Origin of the sequence: Lactococcus sp. S64 (assembly GCF_016516525.1) — a bacterium.
In the GTDB taxonomy this organism is placed as follows: Bacteria; Bacillota; Bacilli; order Lactobacillales; family Streptococcaceae; genus Lactococcus; species Lactococcus lactis.
On sequence record NZ_JACVUQ010000004.1, the window covers coordinates 99,293 to 113,266 of the forward strand.

Consider the following 13,974-nt stretch of genomic DNA (forward strand, 5'->3'; position numbering starts at 1 on the left):
GTGAAAATTTACACATGTAAACATTTCACTGACAGAAATTCTGTCAGCAAAAAAAACAATCATTTAGATTGTTTTTATTTTACTTTTTACGTCCCAACAAACGGAATAAGCCAAGAACCCAAGTCACTAAAACAAGAAATGTTGAAAAATAGAAGGCCACGTGGAAACCGTGTAAAAAGACATCTGGTTGATTGTGCAAATAAGTTGTCACCTTATAACCCAACTGATTAGACATCGCTGTGAATAAAATCAATGTTGCTAAAGACGTCCCTAAAACAAAGGCCATATTACGGGCAAGAGAATTAACTGACCCAGCAATTCCTAAATACTTACGGTCAACAGTTTCCATAATCAAAGCATTGTTTGGGCTTTGGAAAATCCCCATAGACATTCCTTGAATCAAAAGAATAACAACAACTAGCCATGGAGCAGAATGCGGATTTATCAGTAAATAGCCAAGCTGTGACAAAACAATCCCTGAAATTCCTACAAAAGTAACAATTTCTTTATCCATTTTATCTGCTGCCGAACCTGCTAAAGGGCTAGCAATCAGCATAGCAACAGGATAAGCCATCATAATCATCCCTGCCAAGCCTGGCCCATAATTTCTAAAATCTTGTAAGTAGAATGGTAACAAAATACTTGAGAACATCGCTACTGTAAAATTAAAGAGAGCCATAATAATACTCATTGAAAATAATTTTGATTTAAAAATTCCTAAATCAAGCAAAGGCTGAGCGACCTTTTTCTCTGTTAAAATAAATATTCCAAAGAGAATAAAGCCAAGCAATGCACCAATAATAATTAATGGATTGGTCCAACCCAAAGCTTGCCCAAAATTAAGAGCTAAGAAAAGCAAAACAATAACAGAAGTCATTAATGTTCCACCTTTAAAATCAATATCCGACCATTTTCCACTGGTTTTTTCTTTTGGCAAAGCATGATTTCCAAAAATCCATGCTAAAATTCCGATAGGGACATTTATCCAAAAGATATAATTCCATGAAGCGACCTGTAAAATCAGTCCTCCAAGGGCAGGTCCAGCGATTGAGCCAACCGATACAAACATCGCTGAAATGGAAAGTGCTCTTGCTCGACTTTCAGGTGGGAAAATTTCTGAAATAATTCCAAAACCGGTTGCCATAAACATTGACGCCCCAATAGCCTGAATCACCCGTGCAAAAAGAAGAAAACCTAAGCCCCAACCAAAATTTAACCCAGCAAGTGCAGAGCCTAAAATAAAAATTCCCCAACCAATGCGGGCAATTCGTGATTTACCTATTAAATCGCCTAAACGGCCAAAAATCAGTACAATCGCTGAAATTACAATTAAATAGATTGTCACCACCCAAGTGATTTGAGAAGTAGAGACATGAAGCTCCTTTGACATTGTTGGTAGAGCAATATTAACAATTGAACCATCCAATGTTGACATAAATGTAAATATCCCTAAGGCAATTAAAGCCTTTATTCTGTCTGACATAAAATCCTTTCCTATAAATTGAGTATCATCTTCTTTAAATAAAATTCCTAATAAGTCTTGTTATACTGATGAACTCAATTAATTTTTTCTAAGTTTATAAATAACGTTGGTAATTATATCCTTGTTTCCAATCTTTGTCAAGTTTAGACTATCAATCGTAGTTTCCTAATCAAATGAAAATGCTACTCATAATATTATAAGTAGCATTTTTTATTATAAGAAATCAGCAAATTCTTCTTCTTCAGTTTGGTCCCAGTTTTCACCAGTAATTGTTGTGAGCATAATTCCTTTGACCGCACGGTCAACCATCCCCTCAACATCCATTCTCTTTTCATATTGAATACAATTTTCAAGTTTTGGATTTGTTTTTGGAGAAGGTGGTGCAAAGACAGTACAACAATCTTCAAATGGTAGAATTGATAAATTAAAAGTATCGATTTTTTCAGCTATTTCAATAATTTCATTTTTATCCATTGTTACTACTGGTCGAATAACTGGAGTATTAGTTACTTCATTAATGGCAGACATTGAGCCAAGCGTTTGGCTAGCAACTTGTCCCAAAGATTCTCCATTAATAATCACTTTTCCACCACGTTCTTCACGAACCCGATCAACCACGCGCATCATAAAACGGCGTGTAATTGTCATCAAATATGCTTGTGGAGCCTTGGCTTTTATTTCTTCTTGAATCTCGGTAAATGGTACTTCAATAAAGGTAATTGAACCTCCAAAAACGGTTAATTTAGCCGCTAAGTCTTTGGCTTTCTTCAAAGCTCCTGGTGAAGTGTAAGGAGGGCTAGCAAAGTGAACAGCCTCAATCTCAACTCCGCGTTTCAACGCTAAATAACCTGCAACTGGCGAATCAATTCCACCTGAGAGCATTAGATGTCCACGTCCTGCCGTTCCGACTGGCATTCCTCCAGCACCTTTTATATCTTCAAAACTAAGATAAGTCGCATCTTGTCTGATTTCAACGCGCAATGTGATATCAGGCTTTTTCATTTGTACTTTTGCGTAAGAGAAATTATCAAAAACAACATCTCCTAAAGCAATATTTAATTCTGTTGAATCTAATTCAAAGTTATGGTCAGCTCGTCTGGTAGCAATTTTAAAAGTCTGCCCTTCGCTATAAATCTCCTTAAAAAGTGCCACAACTTCTTCTTTGATAATGGGCATTGATTTTTCGACTTTGATTGAAGGTGAAAAATTTTGGATTCCAAAAACTTTTGTTAAACGATTTGAAACTTCAGCATAATCTGCTCCATTAAGTTCAATGTGTGCTCTATCTCTTACTGCTGTAATTTTTAATTCAGGCATATCTGCAAGGACTTCGCGGATATTTTTTGCCAAACGATTGATAAAGTAACCACGATTTTTTCCTTTGGTTGAAAGTTCACCATAACGAACCATGATTTCATCATATAATACAGTCATTTTTATTCTCCTATATTCTTTTGCATACTTTTAATCATTAAATACTTCAAAAAATTGAATAATTTAAGTTAAAAAACCAGTCAAATCTTCTTTAATTAAAGAAAAAAAGCACGCAGCGTTCTAATTATAACACAATGTGTCCCTTTTTTTATAGGCATTTTTAAAATTATTGTCTCATTTATAAAGGATTTCTTAAGGCTCTATTGAGCTTGATATACTCTATTTTTAAAGCAAAATAAAAAGCCACTAGATTATTGACCTAGTGGTAATTTTTATCAATGATTTATTTTTATATACTTTCAGGAGAATATTTTTCAGACATAATCTGAACTAATTTTGATCCTAAAAAAATACAGTATCTGATGAGCACATAAGTAACGATTGCAATTGCTATAAGGAGTTCCATATTCGCTAATAATTCTAAATTCAGGAACTGAAAAACGCTGAGTTTACTTGTTAAATTTACCGCAGTTGCAGAAATAACGAGAGGAAATGTAAAGGCAGCATAACTAGGATAAAAGGCACTTCTCAAAAGTTTTGTCAGCAAGCCTAAAGTTATAAAATAGATAGCTTGCGATAAAATAAATAAAAAGATAACGAATATTTTAGATTTTGCTTCTACAACAGTGAGGTATCCTACTAAACCAAGTGAACCCGGTGCCGTGATAATTGTAATCAAAGGAAGTAAAGATTTGTGCATTTTTCGTAAAATGAAAACTCTATGCATAACAATAGGAAGAAGAATAAAGTAAAAGAGTAATGTTATCCAAACCACAACTTTACCCACTTCAAGACCGAAATCTGGTGATGTTGCCGATATTACCCCAATGCCTACAAAAGTAATAAACCAGCTTGGATAAACATCATGTATTTTTAATTCTTTTGGTAGCACATGAAGATAAATAAAATACATCATTAAGATAAGATGCAAGATTAAAGCAGTCCACCAAGTAACATTCGCAAGAAGACTAAAGCCGGACAAACGTTTTAAAAATACGCTTAGTACCATTAAAGACATCGTAAAAGTTGGTGAAACAGAGGCTACAATTGGGTCATTCAAAGTCGAAATTGTATGTTTCATTGCCAGTACTATCTTGAGCAAAATTAAAAACATCAGGAATAAACCTAACATATCGTAAGAATTTCCTAAAATAGGGTAACCTTTACTGTAAAGGAGATTCCCTAAGGATATTAAACCCAAAATTAAGCCACATATCGGGAGGGGAATTTGTTTTAAAAATGATATGAATTTTGAATACATCATAGACTTCTCTTTCTATATTTTTTATTAATTCGTCTTTAATAATTGATTCTATTAATAATATATAATAGTTGATTTAATTTGTAAAATAAATTATTATAATCATATAAATTAAAAAAAATAATTTGTTATTTTGTATTTTAAGGAGAAAATCACATGTTTTCATTATTTGAGACCTTTATCGTCGTTTATGAAACTAAAAGTTTTACCTTAGCTGGAAAATATTTATTTATTTCCCAACCCACTGTAACCGTGAGAATTAAGAAGCTCGAAGAAGAATTAAAATCAACATTATTTTTAAGAGGAAAACACCAAGAAATCATTCCGACTGAAGCCGCCATATTATTCTATCCCAAAGCTATTGCCTATCTAAAAAAATGGGAGGAAGACCAAGCTGAAGTTCAAAAAAAATCCCTTGCAAAACATCCTTTCAAAATTGGGGTTTCACACAGTGCTGCTCTAAGTATTATGCCAAGAATCTTTAAAGTATTTGAAGGCGAGTTGGAACATTTAGATGTAGAAATTAATATGTATGACTCAGAAAAAGTATTTGAATTAGTTGCAAATCATGATTTACATTTTGGAATCATTGAGCGATTACTCATTAGCGATCAAACCGAAACATTTCCTTTATTTTTAGATGAATTAGTACTTGCTGGAAATACGGATTCAGAAACATTCTTTACCAGAGAATCTGGTTCAGGAATTGGATATTATATCAAAAGATATCTCAAATCCGCTCCTTCTGCTCAAAGAAACATCGTTCGTATGAATAGCAATGAGATGATTATTTCCCATATCAAAGCAGGCTTAGGTTCTTCTTTAATTTCTAAATCATTTTTAACTGATGATATCCCTTATCAAGAACTTGGGAGTAATTATCATAGAGAGTTTCTAGGAGTTTCTTTTGATGAAGAAAAAGACCCTATGATTCAAAAATTAATTAGTAAAATAAAAAAAGAAACCGAAATTCATTAGAATTAATAAAAATAGAAAAACATGAGCAAACTGCTTTTGTTTTTTTATTATTTTTATTAATAATAATGATAAAATAAATTCATTTTACACATTACAAAAATAGAGATAAAATAATTATAGATTTTATAAAAGACATCAGAAAAAGGGGTTGAAGGAGGAGATAGAATTGGCTTTTATCATCATTAGTTTTGTAATTTCTATCATTTTAATTTTATGTACTATGATTAGTTATCTTTGGCTTTTTAACAGATAGGCTTTATAAAAAAAATATATATAAATTGAAAAGGAGCTAAAAATGAAAATTACAAGCAGAAAAGTAGTTGTTATAGGAACAGGTTTTGTTGGAACAAGTATTGCTTATTCAATGATTAATCAAGGACTTGTTAATGAGTTGGTTTTGATAGATGTTAATCAGGATAAAGCTGAGGGTGAAGCCTTAGATTTATTAGATGGCGTTTCTTGGGGGCAAGAAAATGTTATTGTGAGAGCTGGAGATTACAAGGATTGTAAAAATGCTGATATTGTGGTCGTTACGGCTGGGGTGAATCAAAAACCAGGTCAATCACGTTTAGATTTGGTTAATACAAATGCTAAAATTATGCGCTCAATCGTGACTCAGGTTATGGGCTCAGGTTTTGATGGTATTTTTGTAATTGCTTCAAATCCTGTGGATATTCTTACCTATGTCGCTTGGGAAACTTCTGGTCTTGATCAATCTCGAATTGTCGGAACTGGTACAACTTTGGATACTACTCGTTTTAGAAAAGAGTTGGCCACAAAGCTAGAAATTGATCCACGGAGCGTTCATGGATATATTATTGGCGAACATGGCGATTCTGAAGTTGCAGTTTGGTCACACACGACGGTAGGTGGAAAACCTATTCTTGAATTTATTGTTAAAAATAAAAAAATAGGGGTTGAAGATTTGTCTAATTTGTCAAATAAGGTAAAAAATGCTGCCTATGAGATTATTGATAAAAAACAGGCTACTTATTACGGCATTGGAATGAGTACAGCTAGAATTGTCAAAGCCATCTTAAATAATGAACAAGCAATTCTACCAGTTTCTGCCTATTTACGTGGTGAATATGGTCAAGAAGGTGTCTTTACCGGTGTTCCATCTATTGTAAATCAAAATGGTGTTAGAGAAATCATTGAACTAAATATTGATGCTTATGAAAAGAAACAATTTGAAAAATCTGTCAGTCAACTTAAAGAGGTAATAGAATCTATTAAGTAATCTATCCAAACCTTACAAACATAAAGGAAAATAAAATGCTTGCTCTACTCTTTTTAGTCATTGCTTCACTTTGGGGATTAATCTGGTTTAACATTAATGAGTCCGATTGATTAATAATTTTTTACTAGGTTCAAAAATTTAACTGATAATAATTAGCACAAAAAAGTCACTAAATCTCTGGTTTAGTGACTTTATTATCGTTTTAATTCTAATTATTTGATTAAAAGGCTTATTAAAATAAGTGCAAGAACTACTTGAAAGACTAAAGTAGATAAACCATAAATCAGTAATTTTTTTCCTGCTTTTATAAATTCAACCAAATTTAGTCGTAAACCAATAGCAGCTAAGGCAATGGTTTCACACCAACCGGATAGAAATTTTGCGGTAGCTGAAACTTCCGGCACAAAATGAATCAATGTATCTAAAGTACAAAGCACTAAGAAACCAAGAACATACCAGGGTAAAAAAGAATTTCTTTTAATTTTTATTTGAGTAGGTCCTTGTTCATTTCTTTTTTGTTTTTTACTTCTGAAACCAAAATATAAAACAACAAAAACGAGCATGATAATTCGCATAATTTTAAATAGAGTGGCTAAGGTTGTTGTGTTTGGATTTACCATTGTTGCTGAAGCAACGACTTGACCAACAGATTGTTCTGTTCCACCAATCAGTGCCCCCCTTAATAAATCATTATTACCGAATATCCAAGTTCCTAAAAATGGAAGACTTAGCATTAAAATAGTTCCCATAAGATTGACCATCGCAATCGATGTTCTTTTCTCACTGGTTTCAGCTCCAATAACTGGTTCAACTGCGGCAATTGCTGATGAACCACAAACTGCATTCCCAGAAGCCATTAGGGCAGAAACATTAGCAGAAAATCCTAGTTTTTTACCCATAAACAAAACAAAAATAATTGTTGAAATCATTTGTATTAGTATAAATCCTACTCCGGAGAATCCTAACTTACCAATGGTTTGGAAAGTGACTGTGGCCCCTAAAAACATCACTGAAAATTCCAGAAGTTTTTTTTCTGACCAAGCTGTTCCTGCAAACAAAGTGACTTGTTTGAAGTACAAATTACCTAAAATAATTCCTAATAATATTGCAATGGTTGCTGAACCTAAACTATGGAAGATGAAACGATTGAGTAAATAACTTACTATAGCAATGGCAAATGAGAGCAGAAATCCTGGCAAAATACTCATTATGGCCTGTCTATCATTTTTAATATAATTTTTTAATTTTAACATTTTTCTACTTTTTCCTTTTTTAATTGTCTAGCATCAATTAGTTTACACAATCTCCTTTATTTTGTAAAATAAATTATTATCATTTTTAAAATTACTTTTATTAATTAAAGGAAGATTTATGTTCGCTTTACTCGAAACTTTTATTGCTGTGTTTGAAACCAAAAGCTTTACCAGAGCTGCTAATCAATGTTTTATTTCACAGCCAACCGCAACTGTTAGAATTAAAAAATTGGAGGAAGAACTAAAAGTTCACCTTTTTTCAAGAGGGCAACACCAAGAAGTAATTCCCACAGAAAGTGCCCACCTTCTTTATCCTAAGGCTTTAAAAACGCTCAATGATTGGAATAAATTACAATTTTCCCTAAAAAATCAGACACCTAGTCGTAAACCTTTTAAAATTGCTGCTTCCCATAGTTCAGCAACTACTGTTTTACCTTTGATTTTTAAAAATTTAATTCCTGAACTTGAACAACTTAACATTGAATTAATGATGCTTGATTCTCAAGAGGTTTTTGATTTAATTCGTAATCATGAAATTCATTTTGGAATTATTGAAAAACCGATGATGGATGAAACCATCGAAACTTTCCCACTTTTTAAAGATGAACTCGTTCTTGCTGGCAATCCAGAAAGTGACATCTTTTTTATTCGCGAAGCAGGGTCTGGTGTGGCTCATTATACACATAATTATCTTAAAGAAAATAATCTTAATCCAAAGAATTTGGTCAGCGTCAATAACAATGATATGATTGTCAGTCAACTTAAGGCTGGCATTGGCCTGTCATTGATTTCAAAACGATTTATTAATGAAAATATTGCTTTTCAAGGTCTTGGCGAACGTTATCAACGCATTTTTTATGGTCTTTCTTTTTTGTCTGAACAAGACAAATTGCTCAAAACTGTGATTAAAAAAATCAAAAATTTAAGTGAGTTTTAAAAAATTTACTGACAGAAATTCTTTAAGGTCATTCATCATTTTCTAAATTTCTGTCAGTCATTTTATCAGCATTTTTTACTGACAGTAAAAAAATCTTCTCAAGCCCATGCTTAAAGCGTTTACTGACAAAAAAATTTCTGTTAATTTTTTGAAAATATGTTAAAATAGAGAGAATAAAAAATTACAAGGAGTACTATTTTGGCTGAAATCGAAGAACTTAATGACCAAATGAAAGTCCGCCGTGAAAAAATGGAAAACCTGCGCGAAGCGGGAATTGACCCATTTGGACATAAATTTACACGTACGCACAACTCACAAGAACTACACGAAGCTTATGACGAAAAGACGAAAGAAGAATTGCATGAACTTGCACTTTCAGGAATTGTCGCTGGTCGTTTGATGACTAAACGTGGTAAAGGTAAAGTCGGTTTCGCCCATCTTCAAGACCGCGAAGGCCAAATTCAACTTTATGTTCGTAAAGATGAAGTCGGCGAAGAAAATTATGAAATTTTCAAAAAAGCTGACCTCGGAGATTTCCTTGGTGTTGAAGGCGAAATCATGAAAACTGACATGGGTGAATTGTCAATTAAAGCAAAAAAATTGACTTTCCTCTCAAAAGCGCTTCGTCCTTTGCCTGAAAAATTCCATGGTTTGACTGACACTGAAACACGTTATCGTAAACGTTATTTGGATTTGATTTCAAATAAAGAAAGCTTCAATCGTTTTGTCACTCGTTCTAAAATTATCAGTGAAATCCGTCGTTATATGGATGGTCGTGGATATCTTGAAGTTGAAACTCCAGTACTTAACAACGAAGCCGGTGGTGCTGCTGCTCGCCCATTCTACACACATCATAACAGTCTTGATATTGATATGGCGCTTCGTATTGCAACTGAATTACACTTGAAACGTTTGATTGTTGGTGGAATGGAAAAAGTTTATGAACTTGGCCGTGTCTTCCGTAATGAAGGAATGGATATGACTCATAATCCAGAATTCACAACAATGGAATCTTATGAAGCTTATGCTGATTTTGAAGATATCATGGATTTGACAGAAGGAATCTTCCAACATGTTGCTAAAACAGTGGTTGGTCAAGATGTTCTTGAATACGATGGTAAAGAAATTAATGTTGGTGGAAAATTCAAACGTGTTCACATGGTTGATGCCATCAAGGAAGTTGCTGGAGTTGATTTCTGGCCTGAGATGACTTTTGAAGAAGCAACAGCTCTTGCTAAAGAACATGATATTCATGTTGAAAAACATTTCACTTCTGTTGGTCATATCATTAACGAATTCTTTGAAAAATATGTTGAAGAAACTTTGATTCAACCTACTTTCGTTTTTGGTCATCCAAAAGAAATTTCACCACTTGCTAAAATGAATGAAAAAGATCCACGTTTTACTGACCGTTTTGAACTTTTCATCAACGGTAAAGAATACGCCAATGCTTTCAGCGAATTGAATGACCCAATTGACCAATTGGAACGTTTTGAAGCTCAAGCTAAAGCTAAAGAACTTGGGGATGATGAAGCAACTGGTGTCGATTACGATTATGTTGAAGCACTCGAACACGGTATGCCACCAACAGGTGGACTCGGTATCGGGATTGATCGCTTAGTGATGCTCTTTACTGGCACAACTTCAATCCGTGACGTTTTGCTTTTCCCAACTATGAAATAAAAAATAAAAACCGCATTTGGCGGTTTTTTTATTTCTGTCAGTAAATTTTTATTGGCAAAAGTACTGACAGAAATTATCTACACTTAAATTTTAACTTATTCAAATTCAAAACTTTGATCAGCAACATAAATCTGACTTTGGGGAATTCCAACGGCTTTTATTTTCTTATCTTTACTAATAAAAATAGCGCCATAAACTTCCGGATTTTCTGTCAGCCAATTTTCAATTGGACCGTCAGCAAAAAATAATCGGGTCGTTTCAATTTCACCATCAATTGATTTTTGGGATAAAACAGTAACACTGGCCAGCTGATTATGGTGTGGATAACCTGTTTTGGAGTCAATAATATGATGGTAAATCTTATCATTCACTTTCAAGTAACGCTCAGAAATTCCCGAAGTCACAACAGAACCTTCACCAGACAAAAGCTGTAGCACAGGTTTTTTATCATTAGTTAAAGGATTTCTAATGCCTATGCGCCATTTTTTATCTGTCTGATGCGGAGCTTCTCCCACCAATAGAAGATTTCCTCCTAGATTAATGATGCCGGAGGAAATACCGTAAGCATGCCAAAAATCTTTAATCCGGTCGGCAATATAACCTTTTGCTATCGCTCCTAAGTCAATTTCCATCCCTTTTTCTGGCAAAAATATTGAAAATTCATCATCCCTTAGAATAATCCTATCTGGATTAATTACTTTTAACTTTTCATCTATTTCTGCTTGAGTTGGCAATTTAGCGTCTGAAAAGCCAATATGCCAAAGTTTAACGAGAGGACCAATTGCTGCATTAAAACCAAATGCTTCCTTGCTTTTTTCAAGCGCTATTTTTGTTAAGCCATAAACTACTCCTGATACTTGAACAGGCTCTATTCCTGCTTTATGATTGACAGCCATCAATTCTGATTGGTCACGATTTACCGTAAAAAGCTGCTCATAATACTTGATTAATTGATAAGTTTTATCTAATAATTCCTCGTCTTGATGACCATAAATTGTTAAGCTAATGACTGTCCCTAAAGCTCGATAAGTTTTGGAAATTTTCAAGGTTGACTTTTTTTCTAAAATTTTCATCAGTCTTCTTCTTCCGATTTTCCTCTTAATTCTCCAATATCATCAAACTCCCAAGTTTCTCCCTCTTCCAAAAATTGTAGATAGGCCGAATTTTCAGGTTCAATCACTTCTTCATACTCAGAAGCTCCTGTATCTGCATCGGAAAGAACTGGCAATCCTTGATTCGTTTCTTTAGTCCACCAAACTTCATCGGTTTCTGTAGAGTTTTTACTTTCCTCACTCTCAATTATTTCTTTATTATTCTCTTTTTTTAGCGAAGGAAGTCTCATCGGTTTTAATGTTTTACTGTAAATCATAAAATTATTAAAACAATGCTCCAACCAGCTAATTGTCCGTTCATCGATCAATTCATCTTGTTGATTAAATGCTTCAGCTGCTCGTCCTAAAAGAAATTGATTGGAAGGTAAAACAAAAGCATCCAGACCCGGTGAACTCAAAATTTGTCGAAGGTTTTCTTGGGCAAAAACAGTTCCCATATTTCCAAGAGAAACCCCAACAATCATAACCGGTAGACTGTTCAATGGCTGAGGTTTTATCCATGACAGCCATTCTATCAATGATTTCAAAGCAGCAGTAATCGCATGATCATATTCAGGCGTTGAAAAAATCAAACCATCCGCTTCTCTTATTGCCTCTGCAATTTTCTGAACCCCTTCAGGAATTTCTCTGATATCCTCAGAAAATAGTGGCAGGTCTGTAATTTCTACTATTTCAATTTGTGCTTCTTTTGTAAAATGTTTTTTCATGTACCAAAGGAGTTTTCGATTATAAGAAAAACTAGCATTGGTCCCAACAATGGCGATAAACTTCATCCCATTTCCTCTTTCACTTGGTAATTTTGGGTAAGTAACTCTTAAAAAATGTCCTTACTTCTCTTTATATTATAAATAAAAAACCACAACTCTATACGAATTGTGATTCAGATATTATTTTTCCCGACTCAAATCTACTTCTTCAAGTGGAATAATTTTTGTATTATACTTCCATTTATAACTAAAATAAAGAATAATGAAAATAGGAATTGCAGCGTATAAAGCTAAGCCTTCACCCCAGTGCTCACTAAAGAGCATGGCTGGGTCAAGATTAATGGCAATTGCCGCAGTCATCAAGAGCGCAACAATTGGACCAAATGGGAACCATTTAGCTTTGTAAGGAAGATCTTCCAATTTTTTCCCTTGAGCAATATAGGCTCTTCTAAAACGGATATGACTGATAGAAATTCCAAGCCAAGCAAGAAATCCTGTTAGTGATGATAAATCAACCAAGAAAAGATAAATTTGCGTTCCAAATATTCCAGTTAAGAAAGCAATAAAACAAATAATTGTTGTGGCTAATAGGGCATAAAAAGGAATTCCATTTTTTGCTGTTCGTCCAAAGAATTTTGGTGCGCCTTTTTCTTGTCCCAATGAATAAAGAATACGTGTTGAAGCATACATTACTGAATTTGCTGATGAAATTACCGAAGTAAGAATGACCGCATTCATAACTGAAGCTGCAACTGCAAAGCCAATATTTTTAAAGACAATAGTAAATGGACTCATGACAGCTGTCGAATTTGGATTTAACAAGCGAGGGTCTTTAAAATTGATAATTGCAGCAATCACAATGATTGAAAAGATGTAAAAGAGTAAGATACGCCAGAAAATAGAGTTCATTGCTTTAGGAATTGACTTACCTGGGTCTTCAGATTCACCTGCGGTAATCCCTAAAAGCTCAGTTCCTTGAAAAGAGAATCCGGCAATAAGTAAAACTCCAACAAATCCTGAAATTCCACCAACAAAGCCATGATTGCCAGCACTTAAATTGGCAACGACATCAACATTTCCTTGTCCCAAAACTCCAAAAATGGTAAGTAAACCAATAGCTAAAAAGAGGACAATCGTAATCACTTTAATCGTTGATAACCAATATTCTGTTTCCCCGAATGCTCCAACCGCCATAACATTAATAATAAAAATTAAGACCGTCGCAATTCCTGAAAATATCCAAGACGGAAGGTGCGGGAACCAAAACTGCGTAATCAATCCTGCTGTCGTTAAATCCACGGCAATGGTAATCGCTCCATTGAGCCAATAGTTCCACCCTAATGCAAAGCCAAAAGCAGGATCAACATAACGACCGCCATAATCGGAGAATGAACCTGAAGTGGGCAAATATGTCGCCATCTCACCTAAGGAAGTCATTACGAAGTAAACCATAATACCAATAAAACAATAAGCAAGAACTGCGCCCCAGGGACCTGCTTGACTAATTGTTGCTCCTGAGGTTAAAAATAAACCTGTTCCAATTGTACCACCCAATGCAATCATGGTGATGTGGCGCTGTTTAAGGTTGCGCTTGACCTGATTTTGATTTTCCATAATCTTTGCTTTCTAATCTCTTGTTTTTTTCTACAAACCAGAGCACGAACAAATAAAAAGACCAGTTGTCTTTACAACCGGTCTCTTGAGAATCACCGGCATAGATACTTGAGCGTACTCTAAAGCTGTATCTATACCTACTGTATGACACAACTCTTATCTATGCAAATGATGATGGCGTAATGAGAAGTTATTCATTTCGTGATTCTCCTTTCGTGATTTTTCTATATTCTATACCTTTTTTTTAGAAATTGCAAGAATTAATTTGATAA

11 protein-coding genes are annotated in these 13,974 nt (G+C 34.1%); 4 read left to right on the forward strand and 7 right to left on the reverse strand.

The genetic code is table 11. The annotated features are described in order from the left end of the window. Positions 1-79: 79 nt before the first annotated feature. From IAE51_RS05850 to IAE51_RS05860, 3 genes are all read right to left on the reverse strand, one after another. The gene (locus tag IAE51_RS05850) at positions 80-1,483 is read right to left on the reverse strand and encodes an MFS transporter (RefSeq protein ID WP_003131604.1); all 1,404 of its coding nucleotides are present in this window, start codon (positions 1,481-1,483) and stop codon (positions 80-82) included. Positions 1,484-1,696: 213 nt separating this feature from the next. After that, positions 1,697-2,917, reverse strand: a complete 1,221-nt coding sequence (gene thiI, locus IAE51_RS05855; protein ID WP_012897217.1) for a tRNA uracil 4-sulfurtransferase ThiI — start codon at positions 2,915-2,917, stop codon at positions 1,697-1,699. A gap of 289 nt (positions 2,918-3,206) precedes the next feature. Further along, the gene (locus IAE51_RS05860; protein WP_200094973.1) at positions 3,207-4,181 is read right to left on the reverse strand and encodes a TDT family transporter; all 975 of its coding nucleotides are present in this window, start codon (positions 4,179-4,181) and stop codon (positions 3,207-3,209) included. Between the two features lie 153 nt (positions 4,182-4,334). On the opposite strand from IAE51_RS05860, the gene IAE51_RS05865 reads away from it, so the two are divergent. Next, complete coding sequence (locus tag IAE51_RS05865; protein WP_012897215.1) at positions 4,335-5,156, forward strand: LysR family transcriptional regulator; 822 nt, start codon at positions 4,335-4,337, stop codon at positions 5,154-5,156. A 295-nt stretch (positions 5,157-5,451) separates the two neighbouring features. After that, a complete protein-coding gene (locus IAE51_RS05870; RefSeq protein WP_021722002.1) occupies positions 5,452-6,396 on the forward strand; it encodes an L-lactate dehydrogenase in 945 nt (314 codons plus the stop codon). Positions 6,397-6,608: 212 nt separating this feature from the next. Here IAE51_RS05870 and IAE51_RS05875 read toward each other — a convergent pair whose 3' ends face one another. Continuing rightward, positions 6,609-7,604 carry a YeiH family protein gene (locus tag IAE51_RS05875; protein WP_080756646.1) on the reverse strand — a complete coding sequence of 332 codons (996 nt, stop codon included), beginning with the start codon at positions 7,602-7,604 and terminating at the stop codon, positions 6,609-6,611. 163 nt (positions 7,605-7,767) lie between these two features. Here IAE51_RS05875 and IAE51_RS05880 point away from each other — a divergent pair, with 163 nt between their 5' ends. Both IAE51_RS05880 and lysS read left to right on the forward strand, forming a co-directional pair. Next, positions 7,768-8,586, forward strand: a complete 819-nt coding sequence (locus tag IAE51_RS05880) for a LysR family transcriptional regulator (RefSeq protein ID WP_200094974.1) — start codon at positions 7,768-7,770, stop codon at positions 8,584-8,586. A gap of 198 nt (positions 8,587-8,784) precedes the next feature. Next, positions 8,785-10,269 carry a lysine--tRNA ligase gene (lysS, locus tag IAE51_RS05885; protein ID WP_010905307.1) on the forward strand — a complete coding sequence of 495 codons (1,485 nt, stop codon included), beginning with the start codon at positions 8,785-8,787 and terminating at the stop codon, positions 10,267-10,269. Positions 10,270-10,364: 95 nt separating this feature from the next. Here the strand turns inward: lysS and IAE51_RS05890 are convergent, their stop codons facing one another. The 3 genes from IAE51_RS05890 to IAE51_RS05900 form a co-directional block, all read right to left on the reverse strand. Then, positions 10,365-11,342: an FAD:protein FMN transferase gene (locus IAE51_RS05890; protein WP_058206239.1), complete on the reverse strand. Its 978-nt coding sequence runs from the start codon at positions 11,340-11,342 to the stop codon at positions 10,365-10,367. After that, positions 11,342-12,154, reverse strand: coding sequence for an NADPH-dependent FMN reductase (locus IAE51_RS05895; RefSeq protein WP_017864118.1), 813 nt, complete (start codon positions 12,152-12,154; stop codon positions 11,342-11,344). Before IAE51_RS05895 ends, IAE51_RS05890 begins: the two co-directional genes overlap by 1 nt. Positions 12,155-12,268: 114 nt before the next feature. Beyond that, positions 12,269-13,702, reverse strand: coding sequence for an amino acid permease (locus tag IAE51_RS05900; protein ID WP_200094975.1), 1,434 nt, complete (start codon positions 13,700-13,702; stop codon positions 12,269-12,271). Positions 13,703-13,974: the final 272 nt, after the last annotated feature.

Coding starts and splice junctions, on each gene's coding strand:
- IAE51_RS05875 (WP_080756646.1), bottom strand. CDS start 7,604: ATGAGTATTTTGCCAGGATTTCTGCTCTCATTTGCCATTGCTATAGTA.
- IAE51_RS05890 (WP_058206239.1), bottom strand. CDS start 11,342: ATGAAAATTTTAGAAAAAAAGTCAACCTTGAAAATTTCCAAAACTTAT.
- IAE51_RS05900 (WP_200094975.1), bottom strand. CDS start 13,702: ATGGAAAATCAAAATCAGGTCAAGCGCAACCTTAAACAGCGCCACATC.
- IAE51_RS05850 (WP_003131604.1), bottom strand. CDS start 1,483: ATGTCAGACAGAATAAAGGCTTTAATTGCCTTAGGGATATTTACATTT.
- IAE51_RS05895 (WP_017864118.1), bottom strand. CDS start 12,154: ATGAAGTTTATCGCCATTGTTGGGACCAATGCTAGTTTTTCTTATAAT.
- IAE51_RS05880 (WP_200094974.1), top strand. CDS start 7,768: ATGTTCGCTTTACTCGAAACTTTTATTGCTGTGTTTGAAACCAAAAGC.
- IAE51_RS05870 (WP_021722002.1), top strand. CDS start 5,452: ATGAAAATTACAAGCAGAAAAGTAGTTGTTATAGGAACAGGTTTTGTT.
- IAE51_RS05865 (WP_012897215.1), top strand. CDS start 4,335: ATGTTTTCATTATTTGAGACCTTTATCGTCGTTTATGAAACTAAAAGT.
- IAE51_RS05860 (WP_200094973.1), bottom strand. CDS start 4,181: ATGATGTATTCAAAATTCATATCATTTTTAAAACAAATTCCCCTCCCG.
- thiI (WP_012897217.1), bottom strand. CDS start 2,917: ATGACTGTATTATATGATGAAATCATGGTTCGTTATGGTGAACTTTCA.